This window comes from Sutcliffiella sp. NC1, assembly GCF_027594365.1.
Classification (GTDB): domain Bacteria; phylum Bacillota; class Bacilli; order Bacillales; family Bacillaceae_I; genus Sutcliffiella; species Sutcliffiella cohnii.
This window is the reverse complement of sequence record NZ_CP115153.1, coordinates 3468213-3487421: the sequence shown is the minus strand read 5'-3', so window position 1 is coordinate 3487421 and position 19209 is coordinate 3468213. Positions and strand designations below refer to the sequence as shown.

Genomic DNA, 19209 nt, shown 5'->3' with positions numbered 1-19209 from the left:
TGGAGTGTTTTTATGACTATAAGAATTCCTGAAAATACAATTGAACAAATAAGACAATCGACTGATATTGTAGAAGTAATAAGTGAATATGTAAGTTTAAAGAAACAAGGAAGAAATTTTTTTGGCTTATGTCCATTCCATGGTGAGAGTACACCTTCTTTTTCCGTTTCACCAGATAAGCAAATATTTCACTGTTTTGGTTGTGGTGCTGGTGGAAATGCATTTAATTTTATAATGGATATTGAAGGTATAAGTTTTGTCGAAGCAGCACAAAAACTAGCTAAAGTTTCGAATGTTGAAATTGAACAAGACGTTCAGCTTACTTCAAATGAAACTTCTGCTAATAGCACTGAGAAAAGTCAAATGACAAATGCTCATATGCTCTTACAGAAATTTTACCATCATTTACTCCTAAATACAAAAGAGGGTCAACATGCATATGACTATTTAACTTCTCGAGACTTTACAGATGACACGATAAAAAAGTTTGGAATTGGGTATTCCCTTAATAGTTGGGATTTTGCATTAAAGTTTCTAACAAAAAGGGGTTTCAAAGAATCCTTACTTGAAAAAGCTGGATTACTAATTGAAAAAGAAGAGAAGTTTGAGTATTTTGACCGCTTTCGTGATCGAATTATGTTTCCTATATATGATCATAAAGGGAACTTAATTGCTTTCTCAGGAAGAGTTTTAGGAAAAGGGGAACCAAAGTATTTAAATTCTCCAGAAACCATTATTTTTAACAAAAGTCAGGTTCTTTACAATTTTCACCAAGCAAGATCCCATATTCGAAAGGAACAAAAAGTAATCCTTTTTGAAGGGTTTGCAGATGTAATAGCCGCAGATCGTGCAGGTGTTTTTCATTCGATTGCAACAATGGGAACATCTTTGACGGACGATCAAGCAAGAATTATTAGGAGAAATGTAGAGAACGTAACTATTTGCTACGACGGTGATAATGCAGGAGTGGAGGCTGCCTTTCGAGCTGCCAATTTATTAACTAAACATGGTTGTACTATAAGAATTGCAACGTTACCAGACGGTCTAGACCCTGATGACTACATCCGCAAAAAAGGTCCGGAGTCATTTAAAGATGATGTATTAGGGGCAAGCCTAACGTTCATGGCATTTAAGTTAAAATATTTCCGAAAAGGGAAAGATTTAAATGACGAAGGCGTAAAAATGAATTATATTGATTCCGTTCTACAAGAAATTAGTTATTTACATAACGCAGTAGAGCGAGACCATTATCTTCGTCAATTATCTTCCGAGTTTTCTTTATCACTGGAAGCTTTAAAAGAGCAACTACAAAAGTTTTCCAAAAAGAACAGTAAAAATCAAGAGAAGGAAGACATTACCATCAAGAAACCAGTTTCAAAGGTAGTTCTTTCTCACAAGCTTCGACCAGCATATGAGAACGCTGAACGATTTTTACTAGCGCATATGTTAAGAAACAGAGACATATCCGATAAAGTACAAGATCAAATTCAAGGCTCCTTTAACATAGAGCAGCATAAAGCAATAGCAGCTTATTTATATGCTTTTTATGAAGAGGGGTTTGAACCAAATATTAGTCTTCTATTAGAAAGAATAACAGACGAAAACATAAAACGACTCGTTTCCGAACTAGCAATGTTAACAGTTGAGGATGAAGTAAATGATGTAGTATTGAATGATTACATTAAACAGGTGTTGAATTATCCAAAGATGTTAACAATAAAAGAAAAGGAAATAGAAAAACAACAAGCGGAACAAAAGAAGGACATTATGAAAGCTGCGCAAATTGCTATGGAGATTATCCAATTAAAAAAACTACTCAAACAGTAATAAATGCCTCTTATCGCGTTTCAATGTTGGAAGGAGGGACCGTGATGGCCGAAAAGTCAGCACATTCTAAAGATATGGAAGCAGAATTAACAATTGAACAAGTGAAAGAACAATTAACAGAGGTTGGAAAAAAACGTGGTGTCCTTACCTATGAAGAAATAGCTGAACGGATGTCAAGTTTTGAAATAGAGTCCGACCAGATGGATGAATATTATGAGTTTCTAGGTGAACAAGGCGTTGAAATCATCGCTGAAGGTGAAGAACCTGAAAATCCAAACGTTAAAGAATTAGCAAAAGAAGAAGAATTTGATTTAAATGATTTAACAGTTCCACCGGGAGTTAAAATTAATGATCCTGTTCGTATGTACTTAAAAGAAATTGGACGTGTTGATTTACTCTCCGCTGAAGAAGAGATTGAATTAGCTAACCGAATTGAGCAAGGTGACGAAGAAGCAAAACGTCGACTAGCAGAAGCAAATTTACGCCTCGTTGTAAGTATTGCTAAGCGTTACGTCGGTCGTGGAATGTTGTTCCTTGATTTAATTCAAGAAGGGAATATGGGATTAATCAAAGCTGTAGAGAAGTTTGATTATCGCAAAGGATTTAAATTTTCCACTTACGCAACATGGTGGATTCGTCAAGCTATTACTCGTGCAATAGCAGACCAAGCCCGTACAATTCGTATTCCTGTGCATATGGTTGAAACAATTAATAAACTTATTCGAGTACAACGTCAACTTTTACAAGATTTAGGTCGCGAACCAACACCGGAAGAAATTGGAGAAGATATGGATCTGACTCCTGACAAAGTAAGGGAAATTTTAAAAATTGCTCAAGAACCTGTTTCGTTAGAAACTCCTATTGGTGAAGAAGATGATTCGCACTTAGGTGATTTTATTGAAGACCAGGATGCAACATCTCCTTCTGATCATGCCGCGTACGAGCTTCTTAAAGAGCAATTAGAAGACGTTTTAGACACTTTAACAGATCGTGAAGAGAATGTACTACGTTTACGCTTTGGATTGGATGACGGACGTACTAGAACGTTAGAAGAAGTAGGTAAAGTCTTCGGTGTTACAAGAGAACGTATTCGTCAGATTGAAGCAAAGGCTTTAAGAAAATTAAGACATCCTAGTCGTAGTAAACGATTAAAAGATTTTCTTGAATAATTAATACCAAGAAGTAGTTTACTTTTAGACAATAAAAGTAGGCTATTTCTTTTTTATTTTATAATTAAAAAGTGAATTTTCTGTCTTTAAAACTTATTGGAGGGTCCAATATGCGTGATCAAAGAAAATCAATTATTATAAATGAAATTAAATATTGGAAGCAGAATCGTTTGTTACCAGAACAATATTGTAATTATTTATTAGCTCTTTATTCAGAAGGTACGGAAATAGATAATACAATAACCCAAAAAGCATCAAAGCTTAGAGGAAATATAGCATTACGTTTGTTCGGATTGTTTCTCCCGTTATTAGTACCATTTACTTTTCTTGTCATTTATTTTACTGAATTGTCGAGCCAATTGCAAATGGTCATTCTGTCGATTTTTATCGTAATTGCGTTTTTAGGACTTATTTTATTTTCTAAGGAAGGTCATTTTATCCACATACCAGTAATTGTACTTATTTTATTATTACTTGTTTTCTCAGTAACTTTAGCTGAAATGGTAAATGTTGGACCTCACTTTTTTACTATATTAGTAGCATTTCAAGCTGTCGTTTGGCTATTGATTGGTATTTGGAAAAGGTGGTACTACTTACACGTTGTTTCTATCTTTACATTTCTTGTGATTATCTTATTTATAATATTGCAATAATATCAGAAATTTTTATGTTTTTTAAAAGTTGAGAATATTACTCTCCTTCTATTATAATACATTTGAAAGCGTATTCAATAGTTTTTCGGAAGAATAAAGGGGGAGAGAAGATGAACTTTGATTTAACGCAAGAACAAGCGCTTATAAAAAAAACAATTCGTGAATTTTCAGATGAAGAAGTTGCACCAGGAGCATTAGAAAGGGACCGAACAAAGGAATTTCCGTTAGAAATATTCAATCAGTTAGCTGATTTAGGAATTATGGGCTTGCCCTTCCCGGAGGAGTATGGTGGTGCTGGTGGTGATACGGTAAGTTTTGCTATTGTAGTCGAAGAGTTAAGTCGAGCTTGTGGATCTACAGGTATCACTTACTCTGCACATATTTCTTTAGGTGGTTCACCTATAAACATGTTTGGTACGAAAGAGCAAAAAGAAAAATATTTAACTCCGATTTGTACTGGTGAATCTTTTGGAGCATTTGGGTTAACAGAGCCAAATGCTGGCTCAGATGCAGGGGGAACACAAACAACAGCGATAGAAGCAGGTGATGAGTATGTTATAAATGGTAATAAATGTTTTATTACTAATGCTTCCTATGCGAAACACCTAGCTCTAACAGCAATTACTGGACGTAATGGTGCCGAAAAAGAGATTTCTGCTATTATCGTACCTACAAACGCACCAGGATTTCATGTAATTGATAACTATGAAAAAATGGGATTAAATTCGTCTAATACGACTGAGTTAGTATTAGAAGATGTTAAAGTACCAAAAGAAAACCTAATAGGGAAACGTGGAGAGGGCTTTAAACAATTTTTAATTACTCTTGACGGTGGTCGTATCGGAATTGGTGCAATGGCTGTAGGAATCGCTCAGGCAGCTTTTGAGCGAGCGCTCGCTTATTCGAAAGAAAGGAAACAATTTGGCCGCTCTATTTCAAGTTTCCAAGTGAATCAATTTAAGTTAGCCGATATGGCAATGAAGCTAGAGCTGGCTCGAAATATGGTTTATAAGGCTGCGTGGTTAAAGGACCAAGGTAGACTGTATTCGAAAGAAGCTTCAATGTGTAAACTATACGCATCAGAAATTTGTATGGAAATTGCCGATCAAGCTGTTCAGCTTCACGGTGGTTACGGATATATGAAAGACTATCATGTGGAACGTTACATGCGCGATGGGAAATTGCTAGAAATAGGGGAAGGTACTTCTGAAGTACAAAGAATGGTCATTGCTAGACAACTTGGCTGTTAAATAATATTACTTTTTATGAAAAACTTCATCAAATGATGAAGTTTTTTTGTCTAATCTGTGAATTATAAAAGAGAGTTTTTAATTTGGTCTTTTCCTATGGTAAAATATGAAGTAAAATAGAGGTTGCTTGTATTATAATAAATAATGACCTAACGTATGTACATAAGGAGGTTGAAATCGATGAATCGTAATCCGCTAATTCCATTTGCATTAATTGCGGTGCTTGGTCTTGGATTTATGTTCTTATTATCCTTTGTTGGATTAAACCAAGCTAACAATTTAGCTGATGGTGGTGGTGAAGAGGCAGCAGTTTTAACTGCTGATGAGCTTTATCAACAAAGATCTTGCTTAGGCTGTCATGGAAACGAGCTTCAAGGTGTATCTGCACCGGCTTTAGCTGATGTAGGTGAGCGTCTTTCTGAAGATGAAATTAAAGACATCATCATTAATGGACAAGGAACTATGCCAGGAAACCTAGCTACTGCAGAAGAAGCAACTATCTTAGCAGAATGGCTAGCTAACTATGGACAAGAAGAAACTGAATAATAAAGCGAAAGCGTATTAACTTTTGGTTATCTTATTAATAAGCAAAAGCTCAATACTAATTGAATACGTTTTCTATAAGCAAAAAAAGTCCTTTACATTCGTAGAGGACTTTTTTTAGCGATATAATGGAATTACCAGGTAGATCTTGAATTTAAAAATTTAAACTTAGGTTGAAGTGGAAAATATCATACCAATACTGTTATAGTAATAAAAGATTAAACATACATAAATTTTAACAATACATAGATAGTGGTGATTATCGTTGAATGAATTAAAACTTTCCAAACGACTAGAAGAAGTGGTAAAACATATTCCAAAAGGTAGCTCCATCGCAGACATAGGATCTGACCATGCCTACCTCCCTTGCTATGCTTACTTAACAGAGCAGATCAAAAGCGCCATCGCAGGGGAAGTTGTTGAAGGACCTTACCAATCAGCATTAGAACAAGTAAAAAAATCAGATTTACAACATGTCATTACAGTAAGAAAAGGAGATGGACTCGATGTAATTTCTCCTGGAGAAGTTGACTGTATTACGATTGCTGGAATGGGCGGTACCCTTATCCAATCTATATTAGAACGTGGCAAAAACAAGCTAGAAGGCGTTCAAAGGCTTATTCTACAACCTAATATAGGAACTCATAAAGTAAGAGAATGGCTTTTGCAAAATGACTGGGAAATAATTGCTGAAACAATTTTAGAGGAAGACCAACGGATATATGAGATCGTTGTAGCGGAAAGAGGAACAGCAATCGCACCTTATCATGAAAACAAAGAAGCTGGCTTACTTTTAGGGCCATTCCTGATGAAAGAAAAAAGTGAAGTGTTCACGAAGAAATGGCAACATGAAAAATTGCATTGGCAACAAATTGTAACGCAATTACAAAATGCTCCAGAAAGTGAAGAGAACAGAAAGAAAAAAGCGGAGTTGCACCAGAAGATTGCGATTGTGGAGGAGATATTGTGAATAAAATACCAAATGGCTACGAAATCATCCAAGCATTTGAATCCTTTTCGCCTAAAAAATTGGCAGTAGAAGGAGATAAAATAGGTTTGCAGATTGGTACATTAAATAAAAAAGTTGAAAACGTCATGGTTACTTTAGATGTGTTAGAGTCAGTAGTAGACGAAGCGATTGAAAAAAAGGCAGATCTTATTATTGCGCATCATCCTCCAATTTTTCGCCCGCTTCCGAATGTGACACCTAATAGTGCGGCAGGGAGAATTGTAACAAAATGTATTCAACACAACATTGCGGTTTATGTAGCACATACCAATTTAGATGTTGCACCAGGTGGTGTGAATGATTTATTAGCGTCAGCCTTACAATTACAAAACACAAAAGTGCTCTCACCTACAACAGAAGATAAGTTAAAGAAATTAGTAGTATTTGTACCTTTTTCACATGTAGATGAAGTTAGAGACGCGATTAGTACTGCAGGAGCAGGACATATCGGCAACTACAGTCATTGTACTTTTAATATTGAAGGAGAAGGTACTTTTAAACCACTTGCTGGTACTAATCCTTATATCGGTGCAGTTAATGAGTTAGAAACCGTTCAAGAAAAACGTATTGAAACAATAATTCCTTCCTCAATGGAGACTAAAGTCATTTCAGCAATGATAAAAGCACATCCATATGAAGAAGTAGCTTATGATATTTATGAGTTGGAAAATAAAGGAGAAGTATTAGGTTTAGGTAGAATTGGAACATTGCAAAATACAATGACGTTGCTACAATTTGCCCAATACGTAAAAGAAAAGCTAGAAGTGGAAAATGTACGAGTTGTCGGCCCGCATGATGCTGTTATTGAAAAGGTTGCAGTGTTAGGTGGGGATGGTAATAAGTATATTTATGATGCGAAATTTGCTGGTGCAGATGTGTATGTAACAGGAGATGTTTATTTCCATGTTGCACATGATGCAATGGCACTTGGTTTACATGTGGTAGATGCAGGACATTATGCAGAAAAAATAATGAAAAAAGGGGTAGAAGAAAAACTAGCCCATTTTGCTTCAAAAAATAAATGGAATGTTCAAATTGCTATTTCCACAACGAATACAGATCCTTTTACATTTGTTTAGGTAGATAAACAACGAATAAAAAACGGAAGTGAAGTCACTTCCGTTTTTTATTATCGTTTAGGAAATTATAAAAGTGGAAAGTTGTGGATAACTACTAACTTTGTGTTGCTACGTCTAGCTCCTTTGGAAAAGGCCCTCGAGACATAATTCAGTCACTTCCGGTGGACAAAGAGCGTCCACCTGCAGCGCCGCACCTTTCTTGTCGGGCCAGAACGAGCCGCCTCCGCTTTTGTGTCTAGCTCCGGCGCTTAGGCCCTATCAAACTTCCCTTATCCGAAGTACGATAAGTCAACATCGGCTCCTCCGTCGCCGTGTTTCCTTTATCACAACCGTAACAGTCCAGTTTGTACGGGCCTAAATGAAGCGCCTGCGCTTTTGTTCTTATTTACTAGCTGTTTTTACTTTTGGTAATATTTTTTGAAGTGGTACTTTACGCTCGCGAACCCACGTTTCTTCATTTTCAGGGTCAAATTGCTGTAAAAATGTAATGACTTCCTTTGTAATTGGAGTCGGTGTTGAAGCTCCAGCTGTAACAGCTACATTTTTTGCATGTTTAATCCAATCAATTTCAATTTCTGTAACATCTGCTACTCGGTAAGCTGGTGTATTAGCTATTTCTTTAGAAACTTGCGCAAGTCTATTAGAGTTATTACTCTTTGGATCACCAACTACTATTAGTACATCCGCTTCACCGGCTTGTTCTGCTACCGCCTCTTGTCGAACTTGTGTTGCTAAGCAAATTTCTTTATGTTGTTCTACGTGAGGGTATTTTTCTCTCACTTTATCCATAATATCAAGTACATCCCATTGACTCATCGTCGTTTGATTCGTAACAACGATTTTCTCATTCGTAATATTTAATCGGTCCACATCATCAACGTTTTCCACGAGATGTACAATATCTGGTGCAATTCCAACTGCACCCTCAGGCTCAGGATGACCTTTTTTACCAATATAAATAACATGATAGCCTTCTGCCTTTTTTGCTCTAATTAGATCGTGCGTTCTTGTTACATCTGGACAAGTAGCATCAATCGTGACAAGTCCTTTTTCCTTTGCACGTTTTTTTACTTCTGGAGAAACACCGTGAGCGGTAAAAATAACAGTACCGGAATCGATTTTTTCTAGAATCTCTAATCTATTTGCACCGTCAAGTGTAATGATTCCTTCTTCCTCGAAGGCATCAGTAACATGTTTATTATGAACAATCATACCTAATATATAGATAGGGCGAGGTAATGATTTATCTAAAGCTGCATTCCTTGCAATTACCATTGCATCTACAACTCCATAGCAATAGCCGCGAGGGGCAATTTTTATAATCTCCATCTGCCAATCCTCCTTAAACAATAAAGAGAGTGTCCAACACTCTCATCTACACTCTATTATATAGAAGGAATGGTGTTTTGACAAAGAAAGAGTTATAGATATAGTTTAGGTGTTGATGTACCGCGGTTATTTTTTTTCTGTTCTTTTGACTGTGAACTTTCTGTTGTTTCTTTTTTATGCTCTGACTTGCTTTCTTGATCGCTACTTTCTTTTTTTTCTGTTCCTTCTCCCTCGTTATTTTTTGGTTCTTCCGTCTCTGTTTCGTTAGTATTTTCACTATCATTATTATCTGTTGCTTTAAATTCACTATATAGTTTCCACATTGCTGGTAAATTTCGAACGAGAGGTCCATATTGTTGTACCATCGGAACGACTGATTCTGCTGTTTTTAAAGCTTTTTGTACGTTCGTTAATAGTCCAGTTAAATTATTTGGATTTGCAAATTGTTGGATCGCATTCCCTGCTCCCGCTACATTACTAGGATTAGCCAATTGCCCCATAGCACTCATATTACCGATATTTCTTGCTCCAGTTCTGCCGAGTAAACGGGCTAGTAACCCACCGCCACCTCGATTCATACCTGTTGGTCCCATTTGTCTTGGTATTCCCATCATTCCATTGGGTGCTCTTCCAGGCATAAATCCTCTCATTGGTGGACGAGGCGGGAATGGTGGCATTGGTCGATTAGGTCCAAACATCCGCGATCCTCCTTCCTTTAGTTAAATAAAACAAGTGCAACACGTATGATAAAAGCTTTTAGAAATTTAGGCGTTTATCGTCATTAATAATGTATGCAACTAAATACGAAAATGTTTAATGTTAAGAGATATTGGGCGGAAGACTTCTAGCCAAATAAGAAAAACTACTTTATAATAAAAAATTGGTCATTATGGATAAACTAAGTAATAATTATTTATAACTGTTACAGGCATATGACGCTTATACATATAGATAAATATTTTTTGGAGGTAACAAAATGAGTAATAATCAATTTGAACGATTTGAACTAAAACCCTTTATATTAAAGGGAATTGAAGATTTGAATTTTTTTAAGCCAACGGAAGTACAAGAAAGAGTTATTCCATCTATTCTGCGTGGAGAAAGTGTTATTGGACAATCGCAAACTGGTACAGGAAAGACACATGCGTATTTACTACCAATATTACAAAAAATTGACCCTGAGAAAGATGAAGTACAAGCAGTCATTACTGCACCAACAAGAGAACTAGCAAACCAAATTTATCAAGAGGTATTAAAAATAACAAAGTATGATGAAGCTATTTCTGCAAGATTGTATATAGGTGGTACAGATAAACAAAGGATGATTGATAAGTTAAAAAAACAGCCTCACATTGTTGTTGGTACACCAGGAAGAATTCATGATTTAATGAAGGAGCAAGCATTATTCGTTCATACTGCGAGCACAATTGTTGTCGATGAAGCTGATTTAATGCTTGACATGGGATTCATTGAAGACGTTGATCATATTGCATCCGCAATGCCGGAAAAATTACAAATATTAGTCTTCTCAGCAACTATCCCAGAGAAACTAAAGCCTTTCTTAAAAAAATATATGGAAAACCCAAAATATACTCACGTAGCACCAAAACAAGTTACAGCTGCTAAAATAGAACATGTATTAGTTCCAGTTCGTTCTAGAAATAAATTAAAACTACTTAAAGACGTTTTATCTAGTTTTAATCCATATTTAGCTATCGTATTTACAAATACAAAAAAGATGGCGGATGAAGTAGCGGATGGTCTATTAGAACAAGGTCTAAAAGTTGGAAGAATTCATGGAGACTTAAGTCCTCGTGAACGCAAAAAAATGATGAAACAAATAGGGGATTTGGAATATCAATATGTAGTGGCGACAGATTTAGCTGCACGTGGTATTGATATACCTGGAATTAGTCATGTTATTAACTATGAAATTCCGTCTGACCTTGATTTTTATGTTCATCGTGTGGGAAGAACAGCTCGTGCAGGACAATCTGGGATTGCAATTACATTTTTTGAACCAAGTAATGAAGATGCAATTCATCAAATCGAAAAACTAGGGATCACTTTTGAGCAAAAAGATTATCGTGCAAAAGAGTGGGTAAATTTAGGTCCATTAAATAAAAGAAAGAACAGAAAAAAGCAAGTATCCGAAGAAGACGTAAAAGCAAAAACAATGGTTGCCAAATCGAAAAAAGTGAAACCAGGATACAAAAAGAAATTCCAAAGAGAATTAGAAGAAGTGAAAAAACGCCAACGTCGTCTAAAAAGAAAATAAAAGCAAAAAGACTGAAATCTCATATTTCAGTCTTTTTGTTTTGGTTTGAATTATTAAACGTTCTTAAATCATTAGGGGCCGGTAGGAGTCCTACAAATAAAACAGTTCATAAATACCAAAAAAGCGACAAGCCTCGACTTCTATGTTAAGATAGGGAAGTATAAAAGAGACAAGGTTATGCTTAAGAGGTGAAAAAAATGAGTGAATTAATTATCGGATCTCATGTTTCCATGAGTGGTAAAAAGATGTTATTATCAGCTAGTGAAGAAGCTGTATCATACGGAGCCAACACATTTATGATCTACACTGGTGCTCCTCAAAATACGAGAAGAAAAAAAATCGAAGACTTAAATATTGAATTGGGAACGGCGCATATGAAGGAGCACGGAATTAATGAAATCATTGTTCATGCTCCCTATATAATCAACATTGGTAATTCGGAAAAACCAGAAACATTTGAATTAGGGGTTAATTTTCTTCAGGAAGAAGTACGAAGAACAGATGCAATTGGTGCGAATCAAATAGTTCTTCATCCTGGTGCCCACGTTGGTGCTGGTGCAGACGTAGGGATTAAAAAGATTATCGAAGGCTTAAATGAAGCATTAACAAAAGAGCAAAATGTACAAATCGCGTTGGAAACGATGGCTGGAAAAGGAACAGAATGCGGTAGAAGTTTTGATGAATTAGCTGCTATTATTGATGGCGTTACATTAAATGAAAAGCTTTCTATCTGTTTAGATACTTGTCACGTCCATGACGCAGGATATAACATAGTGGAAGACTTTGATGGGGTATTAGAGCAGTTTGATAAAATTATCGGATTAGACCGCTTAAAAGTACTACACATTAATGATAGTAAAAATGAACGTGGAGCTAGAAAAGACCGTCACGAAAACATCGGTTACGGTAAAATTGGTTTTGAAGCGATAAACTATATCGTTCATCACGATCAATTAAAAGCTGTTCCGAAAATTTTAGAAACACCTTACGTTGGAGAAGATAAAAATAATAAAAAAGCTCCGTACAAGTTTGAAATTGAAATGTTAAAAAGTAAAGAATACGACGAAGACCTGTTAACAAAAATTAAAAATAGTTAAATGAAAAATGACCTTTCTTTATGAGAGGTCATTTTTTGTTCTTACTTTATAAATTCCATAAATAGCTGATTGACTTTTTTTGCTGTTTCGTGGCCAGTTATTTTAGATAATTCTTTCATTAGTTGTAACCTCTCGCTAGTATTAAATACGTTAACTTTACCGTTCTTTTCTTTAACTAGTTTTATTATTTTTTTTGCTTGCTCCATCGAAATTTCAATATTATATTGTTGAGCATATTGAACGAGCTCTTCTGGGCTTAATGTATTTAACTTTTTATTTATTATTTGTTGATAGATATTCATACAATCGCCTCCCTTTAACACCGTATGTAGGAAGAGCTAAAAGTGTGAAAGAGATTGTTATGTTAATAATTTGAAAATTATTATATAATATACATAAAAAAGGCTATACAAGGAGGAGTCCCCTTGTCAATAGAAATAGATAAGCATTCTGTTTTTTGCGGGCTTTCTAAAGAATTTCAATTCGTATTAACTTTAAATGGTGTAATAGAAGAAATAAATAGTCATGCGGAGGAACTATGCGCAAAGTATAATGTATCAACTGGAGATTCCTTTTATGCTCTTTTTCCATTTGATATAAAGGAAATGGTCTTTACCTTTCTTTCTGAACTAATACATAATAAAGGAAAAATTATCGAAGAGACTTTTGTCTGTTGCACAAATGAATCGTTTCAATATCGAGGGAAATGTGTTGGTGAAAAAATATACATAACTGGTTTTGAAATGGAACGGAAGAATATATTCTCAAGTTTACGTTATGAATCAGAGCAGAAATTAGAAAACTTTGTATTAAATACGTTAGACAATGCTATGTTGATATTAGGGAAAAATGGTCATATTCTTTTTATGAATGATCGGTGCGCAGAAATATTAGGGCTTGGAGATAAAGGAAAACAATATTGGGATAATAGCTTTTACGACTTAAAAACGAATACTACTATTCAGCAAATGATGTTAGATTCGTATGAGTCTGTAAAAATAACAATGCAATTTCAAGAAAGATACTGTTATGAAGATGAGCAGTTGTACCAAATGCAAGGATTTTATGATGAAGAAAAGCAGGAAGTATTTATGGTTATCCATGACAGGTCTTATCAGCAAAAATTCGAGAACTTACTAATATATAAACAACAAATGGAGTCTGTCTCGCAAATTTCTGCAGGAATAGCCCATGAATTAAGAAATCCTCTATCTGTAATTAAAGGATTTTTACAACTTTCAAGGAAGACAAACAATTGGGATAAATATTACGACACCGTTATGGGAGAGATAAATCGTATGAACTCTCTTTTGGAAGATTTTCTTTCTGTTTCGAGAAAAAAAATTAAAAAACAATATATGAAGCCTCATGAAGTGCTAGCTTCATTAGAATATATTTTTCAGTCAGAATGTTCTCTTCATAATATAAATTTCTTATCATCCATTGAGGAAGTGGACGGATCTATTTTTATAAACGAGACGATGTTAAAACAAGTAATGTTAAATTTACTCCGAAATGCGATTGAAGCGTTTTTACCTAATCAAAAAAATAAAGAGTTTACACTCGAGTGCAAAAGTGAAGATAATCTTATTAAAATTATTGTAAGTGATAACGGAAGAGGAATACCTGAAGAAATAATGGAAAAGATTGGAACGTCATTCTTTACAACAAAAGATAAAGGAAATGGATTAGGCCTACCACTCTGTAAAAAGATAGTAGAGGACCATGAAGGGGATATGAAAGTAACTAGCGAAGTAGGAATCGGAACTACGTTTGAGATAAGTATACCTATTAAGTGCTGAAAGAAGTCTATTTAAAGGAGGCTTCTTTTTCTTTTACTTGAATGATTTATATTTTCTTCACGCTTTATTTATTTACATAAATAGATCTGTCATGTATACTAAACTATTGTTAGAAATCGTAATGATTCTTATCTATATAAGGTGTGAGAAAAAGTGAGCAAAGAAACTATTTTAGAAGTACAAAACGTTTCATTTATATATGACCACCAACCGGTGCTTGAGGACATTAATTTAAAAATACCAAAGGGAGCTTTTTTAGCGCTTGTTGGTCCGAATGGTTCAGGAAAATCTACATTGTTAAAGTGCATTCTAAATTTATTAAAACCAAGACAAGGAAACATAGAGATTTTCGGTAAAGACGTACGAAAATTTAAAGACTGGAGTAAGGTAGGCTTTGTTTCACAAAAAGCGAATAGTTTTAACTCTGGTTTCCCCGCAACAGTTTTTGAAATAGTTTCAACAGGGTTAGTCTCAAAAGTTGGCCTACTGAGATTTTTTCAAAAAGAGCATAAGCAGAAAGTGATGGATGCAATCAAAGCTGTTGGAATGGAAGAGTTTAAAGATCGAAACATAGGAGAATTATCGGGTGGCCAGCAACAACGTATTTTTATTGCAAGAGCGCTCGTTAGTGAACCAGAATTGTTAATATTAGACGAACCTACAGTTGGTGTTGATGCCAAAAACGTACAAACGTTTTATTCTATGTTGGAACATTTAAATAAAGATTTAAATATAACTTTAATTTTAGTAACACATGATGTTGGAACGGTTACAGATAAGGTAACTCATGTTGCTTGCTTAAATAAACATATACATTTCCATGGAGAGGCGAGTGAATTTGACGAATTGAAAACGAAAGATTTTTCTCAGTTTTACGGGCACGAAGTTCATTTGTTAAATCATGACCATCACCATCACGATGGAGGTCACCACTAATGATTTCTGCTTTTATGCAATTTGAATTTTTACGAAATGCTGTTTACACAGGGGTATTGATTGGGATACTCGCTCCGCTTTTAGGTGTATTCGTAGTTGTTAGACGACTAAGCTTAATTGCTGATGCACTTAGCCATGTAACATTAGCGGGGATTGCAGCAAGTTTATTAGTAGAGAAAAAGCTTGGACTATTTGTCGGTATGAGCCCATTATATTTTGGGATGGCCTTTTCAGTTACTGGTGCATTATTTATTGAAAAGCTCCGAAATGTATATAAACATTATCAAGAATTAGCAATACCAATTATTCTTTCTGCTGGAATCGGTTTAGGTGCTATTTTTATTTCATTAGCTGACGGTTTTAACACAGATTTATTTAATTACTTGTTCGGTAGTGTTAGTGCTGTTTCTCGAACAGATTTTTGGGTTATTTTTTATATAGCCATTGCAATCTTAATAACTATATTCCTGTTTTATAAAGAACTATTCGTTCTCTCATTTGATGAAGAACATGCTCGTGTTTCGGGAGTGAATTCAAAAATATTTCATTTGATTTTCATCATCATGGTGGCTTTAGTCATTGCTGTATCGATGCGAGTGGTTGGTATTTTACTTGTATCTTCATTGATGACGCTACCTGTTGCCTCAAGTATGCGGATTGCAAAAGGGTTTAAACAAACTATTTTTCTCTCCATTCTATTCGGAGAAATCGCAGTTATTGGGGGATTAATAACCTCCTTTTATTTTGATTTAGCACCTGGTGGTACCATTGTAATTATTTCAGTTCTTATCTTAATTAGTACAATAGTATGGAAAAAAATGAGGAGAGGGACGTAATGAATGTTTCACAAGCATTAGAAATAATGAAAGAGCAAGGATACAAATTTACAGGCAAGCGGCAAGATATGTTAGAAATATTTGCAACTTCTAACCGATATTTAACGGCGAAAGATGTTCTAGACTCAATGAAAGATGATTATCCTGGATTAAGTTTTGATACAATATATCGAAATTTAGCCTTATTCGTAGACTTAGGTATTTTAGAAAGCACAGAGTTGTCGGGTGAAAAAAATTTCCGATTTAAATGTAGTACTACGAGCCACCATCATCATTTTATATGTTTAGATTGTGGAGGTACGAAAGAAATTGCAACCTGTCCAATGACGGTATTGACAGAAAACTTAAAAGAATATGATGTGACAGGTCATAAATTTGAAATATATGGTAAATGTCCAGTATGTAAACAAAGCTAGTAGGGGTACTAGCTTGTTTTTTTATTATGTAATAACCAAATTACGTTGATTACATAATATAGTATTAATTTAAGCCCTCAAAGTTTATCTTTCCATTACGAATGTTGTATAAAATGAGAACAAGGGTGTTTACAATGAAAGAAGCACGTCTTTTAGACAGCGAAGACTTAGTGAAAATACTAAATAATGCTAAGTCTATTGGTGATACCGAGCATGTGACGTCAATAGAACTAGTAAATATTATGAAGCAACAACTACAACGCGCTATGAGTAATAATAAAGAAAAATGACTGGAGTTCTCTAACTCCAGTCATTTTTATAGGAAATTGTTCACTAAATAAGTAATTCCTGCTCCGATAACGACAGCAATCAAAATTAAAGTAGCATTTAGTAACTTTTCTTTACGAGCAGGTGTTAGCCATGATTCTTCATTATGCAAAATAAGTTCCCCCATTTTTTAAGCTCTACGGAGAAGTATGTATCGGTAGCTGGCGAGCATAGCTAGTTAAACGTTAGCCCCTTAGCTTTGCGTCATCGCTTTTCAACGATTTTGCCTTTTCGTACAGCTCATTTTATATATATTATCGGTAAAGGAAACTATTTATTAACATAATGTTGCAAAAAAAGTCGAAAAATATTTTAGTCATGTAATAATTTTTTTATATATTGATTTGCTTCAAGCCAGTTTTGAACACGATAAACGTTCTTCGGAATAGGATCACGGTTATAAGGTGTATCAAAAAGGAGAACTGGGATATTACACGCTTCGCTTATATTACAGGCGTTATCGTGTTTATCTTCAAGGAAAATATGTAGTTCATGTTTCTTAATCGCTTCAATCTTATTATGTGTTCCGATAAGTTCTAAATGATCAAAATCAATTGCTTGCTTTTTAAACCAATTGTTTGTTACCTCATATAAATGGTTTCTTCTAGCGCTAATAAAGTATAGGTCATAGTTATTTTTCCATTGTGTAACAACTTCTTTGGCTCCAGTAGCTAGAGGTGCATTTTCATAAATAGTTGGCTCCATTTCGTCCATCCATGCCCAAAACTGCTCGTCTGTAATCCCGATTAAAGGACTTAATTCATACTGCTTAATGTCTTCTAACGTAATATTCATTTTGAATGATTCATTAATGTATGGAACAAATGAAGAAGGACTAGTTAATGTACCATCTATATCTATGCCTAAGCGATATCTCATATGAACAACCTCCGATATATAATGCTATTAATACCATATAAACTTGAGAATATATTGTACAATTTCTCATTTTAACATAAGTAGAAAACATTAACATCAATGATTTTTTAAAATAGGTCCATACTAATAAATGCTTCTAACCTTACGAAAGCGAGGGATAAGCATGGCAAACGAATATGATAAGATTGAAAAAAATGAGCCAACAGAAGACAGGTTTGCTTATGAAGAGCCCCATATTTCGAGGGCAAACGTTGAAAGGGAACATATGGAAGAAACTGCCGCAGAAGTTGCGGTTCCTCCAAGTGTTTCATTAGAACGTGAAAGAGAACGAGAAGCAGTTTTTGAAGAAGAAAGAGAAGACGTAATGGGAATGTCAGGTAGAGGGCTTGGCTATTTAGGTTTAGCATTAGCTATTCTATCACTGTTCATCTTACCGATCATCCTAGGTGCTGCTGGAATTATCATCGGCTTTATTGCCCGCAAACGCGGAGCAACGGGGTTAGGTGCTTGGGCAATCGGTATTGGTGCTATTTCCATTATTGTAGGTATCTTCATATTGCCACTCTTTTAGTATGCTGGGATAACAAAAGAAGAGATTGACAATTACGTCAATCTCTTCTTTATGTTTTTGAACTTTTTTTAAGCATTAGCTTTTTCAGCCTCTTGCTTTGCGTAATATTCTTCGGCAATTTTATCTACTTCTTTTTTTAGTTCCTCAACCATTGTCTCTTCTGGTACTTTACGGACAATTTCTCCTTTTCGGAATAGAAGACCTTCACCACGAGCTCCTGCAATTCCAATATCAGCTTCTCGTGCTTCTCCTGGTCCATTTACTGCACAACCTAATACCGCAACTTTAATTGGAGCTTTTATTGTTGAGATGTATTCTTCGACTTCATTTGCGATACTAATTAAGTCAATTTCAATACGTCCGCACGTTGGGCAAGAAATTAATGTTGCCATATTGGAGGCAAGGCCAAACGATTTTAATAGCTCTCTTGCAACTTTTATTTCTTCTACAGGATCCGCACTTAAAGATATTCGTAACGTGTTCCCGATTCCTTTACTTAGTATTGCGCCAAGTCCAGCTGCACTTTTGACAGTCCCAGCAAACAATGTGCCTGATTCAGTAATACCTAAGTGTAGAGGATAATCAAAAGCTTGTGCTGCTTTTTCATAAGCTTCAATTGCTAAGTTTACATCTGAAGCCTTCATGGAAACGATAATATCGTGGAAGTCTAAATCCTCTAAAATTTTGATGTGATGTAGAGCACTTTCCACCATTCCATCAGCAGTAGGATAACCGTATTTTTCAAGAATTCTTCTTTCTAAAGAACCAGCATTTACACCGATTCGAATTGGAATTCCTTTTGCTTTAGCAGCATTTACTACCGCTTCCACTTTTTCGCGGCGACCAATATTACCAGGGTTTATCCGGATTTTATCGATCCCGCCTTCAATAGCTTTTAACGCAAGTTTATAATCAAAGTGAATATCAGCGACCAACGGTATGTTTATTCTTTTTTTAATTTCTGGAATTGCATTTGCTGCTCTTTCGTCAGGAACCGCAACTCGAACAATTTGGCAACCTGCTTCTTCTAATCGAAGAATCTCAGCAACGGTTGCTTCAACATCATGTGTTTTTGTAGTGGCCATACTTTGTATAAATAATTCGTTACTTCCCCCAATTGTTAAGTTACCAACCTTAACTGGGCGAGTTTTCGTACGATGTATTAATTCTTTCACGAGTAATCGCTCCTTTAACGTTAATCCTTTTGA

General features: G+C 35.2%; 21 protein-coding genes and 1 riboswitch. Of the genes, 15 read left to right on the top strand and 6 right to left on the bottom strand.

Translation table 11 applies throughout. The annotated features are described in order from the left end of the window. The first annotated feature begins 12 nt into the window (after nucleotides 1–12). The 7 genes from dnaG (at nucleotide 13) to O1A01_RS18265 (ending at nucleotide 7530) form a co-directional block, all read left to right on the top strand. The gene (dnaG, locus tag O1A01_RS18295; protein WP_270064686.1) at nucleotides 13–1827 is read left to right on the top strand and encodes a DNA primase; all 1815 of its coding nucleotides are present in this window, start codon (nucleotides 13–15) and stop codon (nucleotides 1825–1827) included. A 44-nt stretch (nucleotides 1828–1871) separates the two neighbouring features. Continuing rightward, nucleotides 1872–2996 (top strand): RNA polymerase sigma factor RpoD, encoded by a 1125-nt coding sequence (gene rpoD, locus O1A01_RS18290; RefSeq protein ID WP_066418699.1) that lies wholly within the window; start codon nucleotides 1872–1874, stop codon nucleotides 2994–2996. A gap of 110 nt (nucleotides 2997–3106) precedes the next feature. Further along, nucleotides 3107–3649 carry a hypothetical protein gene (locus O1A01_RS18285; RefSeq protein ID WP_270064685.1) on the top strand — a complete coding sequence of 181 codons (543 nt, stop codon included), beginning with the start codon at nucleotides 3107–3109 and terminating at the stop codon, nucleotides 3647–3649. 110 nt (nucleotides 3650–3759) lie between these two features. Next, complete coding sequence (locus O1A01_RS18280; RefSeq protein ID WP_270064684.1) at nucleotides 3760–4899, top strand: acyl-CoA dehydrogenase family protein; 1140 nt, start codon at nucleotides 3760–3762, stop codon at nucleotides 4897–4899. A gap of 180 nt (nucleotides 4900–5079) precedes the next feature. After that, entirely contained in the window at nucleotides 5080–5445 is a 366-nt protein-coding gene (cccA, locus tag O1A01_RS18275; RefSeq protein WP_066418704.1) for a cytochrome c550, read from the top strand. Between the two features lie 262 nt (nucleotides 5446–5707). Beyond that, entirely contained in the window at nucleotides 5708–6412 is a 705-nt protein-coding gene (locus O1A01_RS18270) for a tRNA (adenine(22)-N(1))-methyltransferase (RefSeq protein WP_066418710.1), read from the top strand. Beyond that, on the top strand, nucleotides 6409–7530 hold the full coding sequence (locus tag O1A01_RS18265; RefSeq protein ID WP_270064683.1) for a Nif3-like dinuclear metal center hexameric protein: 1122 nt from the start codon (nucleotides 6409–6411) through the stop codon (nucleotides 7528–7530). Before O1A01_RS18270 ends, O1A01_RS18265 begins: the two co-directional genes overlap by 4 nt. A gap of 381 nt (nucleotides 7531–7911) precedes the next feature. Here the strand turns inward: O1A01_RS18265 and O1A01_RS18260 are convergent, their stop codons facing one another. Both O1A01_RS18260 and vrrA read right to left on the bottom strand, forming a co-directional pair. Next, entirely contained in the window at nucleotides 7912–8859 is a 948-nt protein-coding gene (locus O1A01_RS18260; RefSeq protein ID WP_066421940.1) for a 4-hydroxy-3-methylbut-2-enyl diphosphate reductase, read from the bottom strand. Nucleotides 8860–8951: 92 nt separating this feature from the next. Beyond that, nucleotides 8952–9557, bottom strand: coding sequence for a VrrA/YqfQ family protein (gene vrrA / locus O1A01_RS18255; protein WP_270064682.1), 606 nt, complete (start codon nucleotides 9555–9557; stop codon nucleotides 8952–8954). A 278-nt stretch (nucleotides 9558–9835) separates the two neighbouring features. On the opposite strand from vrrA, the gene O1A01_RS18250 reads away from it, so the two are divergent. Then, the gene (locus O1A01_RS18250) at nucleotides 9836–11137 is read left to right on the top strand and encodes a DEAD/DEAH box helicase (protein WP_270064681.1); all 1302 of its coding nucleotides are present in this window, start codon (nucleotides 9836–9838) and stop codon (nucleotides 11135–11137) included. A 197-nt stretch (nucleotides 11138–11334) separates the two neighbouring features. After that, nucleotides 11335–12234 (top strand): deoxyribonuclease IV, encoded by a 900-nt coding sequence (locus tag O1A01_RS18245; RefSeq protein ID WP_270064680.1) that lies wholly within the window; start codon nucleotides 11335–11337, stop codon nucleotides 12232–12234. Between the two features lie 41 nt (nucleotides 12235–12275). Here the strand turns inward: O1A01_RS18245 and O1A01_RS18240 are convergent, their stop codons facing one another. Beyond that, the gene (locus tag O1A01_RS18240; RefSeq protein WP_066421021.1) at nucleotides 12276–12536 is read right to left on the bottom strand and encodes a DUF2624 domain-containing protein; all 261 of its coding nucleotides are present in this window, start codon (nucleotides 12534–12536) and stop codon (nucleotides 12276–12278) included. Nucleotides 12537–12659: 123 nt separating this feature from the next. On the opposite strand from O1A01_RS18240, the gene O1A01_RS18235 reads away from it, so the two are divergent. The 5 genes from O1A01_RS18235 (at nucleotide 12660) to O1A01_RS18215 (ending at nucleotide 16514) form a co-directional block, all read left to right on the top strand. Beyond that, entirely contained in the window at nucleotides 12660–14036 is a 1377-nt protein-coding gene (locus O1A01_RS18235) for a PAS domain-containing sensor histidine kinase (protein ID WP_270064679.1), read from the top strand. 153 nt (nucleotides 14037–14189) lie between these two features. Continuing rightward, entirely contained in the window at nucleotides 14190–14972 is a 783-nt protein-coding gene (locus tag O1A01_RS18230) for a metal ABC transporter ATP-binding protein (protein WP_270064678.1), read from the top strand. After that, entirely contained in the window at nucleotides 14972–15808 is an 837-nt protein-coding gene (locus O1A01_RS18225; protein WP_270064677.1) for a metal ABC transporter permease, read from the top strand. The genes O1A01_RS18230 and O1A01_RS18225 overlap by 1 nt, the downstream gene beginning before the upstream one ends. After that, the gene (locus tag O1A01_RS18220; RefSeq protein ID WP_270064676.1) at nucleotides 15808–16224 is read left to right on the top strand and encodes a Fur family transcriptional regulator; all 417 of its coding nucleotides are present in this window, start codon (nucleotides 15808–15810) and stop codon (nucleotides 16222–16224) included. The genes O1A01_RS18225 and O1A01_RS18220 overlap by 1 nt, the downstream gene beginning before the upstream one ends. Before the next feature lie 134 nt (nucleotides 16225–16358). Beyond that, nucleotides 16359–16514 carry a hypothetical protein gene (locus O1A01_RS18215; protein WP_270064675.1) on the top strand — a complete coding sequence of 52 codons (156 nt, stop codon included), beginning with the start codon at nucleotides 16359–16361 and terminating at the stop codon, nucleotides 16512–16514. A gap of 26 nt (nucleotides 16515–16540) precedes the next feature. Here O1A01_RS18215 and O1A01_RS18210 read toward each other — a convergent pair whose 3' ends face one another. Then, the gene (locus O1A01_RS18210; protein ID WP_268874294.1) at nucleotides 16541–16663 is read right to left on the bottom strand and encodes a hypothetical protein; all 123 of its coding nucleotides are present in this window, start codon (nucleotides 16661–16663) and stop codon (nucleotides 16541–16543) included. A 41-nt stretch (nucleotides 16664–16704) separates the two neighbouring features. Further along, nucleotides 16705–16789, bottom strand: a riboswitch (cyclic di-GMP riboswitch). Between the two features lie 74 nt (nucleotides 16790–16863). After that, a complete protein-coding gene (locus tag O1A01_RS18205; protein ID WP_270064674.1) occupies nucleotides 16864–17430 on the bottom strand; it encodes a 5' nucleotidase, NT5C type in 567 nt (188 codons plus the stop codon). A 163-nt stretch (nucleotides 17431–17593) separates the two neighbouring features. Between O1A01_RS18205 and O1A01_RS18200 the strand changes: the two genes are divergently transcribed. After that, nucleotides 17594–18001 carry a hypothetical protein gene (locus O1A01_RS18200; protein WP_270064673.1) on the top strand — a complete coding sequence of 136 codons (408 nt, stop codon included), beginning with the start codon at nucleotides 17594–17596 and terminating at the stop codon, nucleotides 17999–18001. 68 nt (nucleotides 18002–18069) lie between these two features. Here O1A01_RS18200 and ispG read toward each other — a convergent pair whose 3' ends face one another. Next, nucleotides 18070–19176: a flavodoxin-dependent (E)-4-hydroxy-3-methylbut-2-enyl-diphosphate synthase gene (gene ispG, locus O1A01_RS18195; RefSeq protein ID WP_270064672.1), complete on the bottom strand. Its 1107-nt coding sequence runs from the start codon at nucleotides 19174–19176 to the stop codon at nucleotides 18070–18072. Nucleotides 19177–19209: the final 33 nt, after the last annotated feature.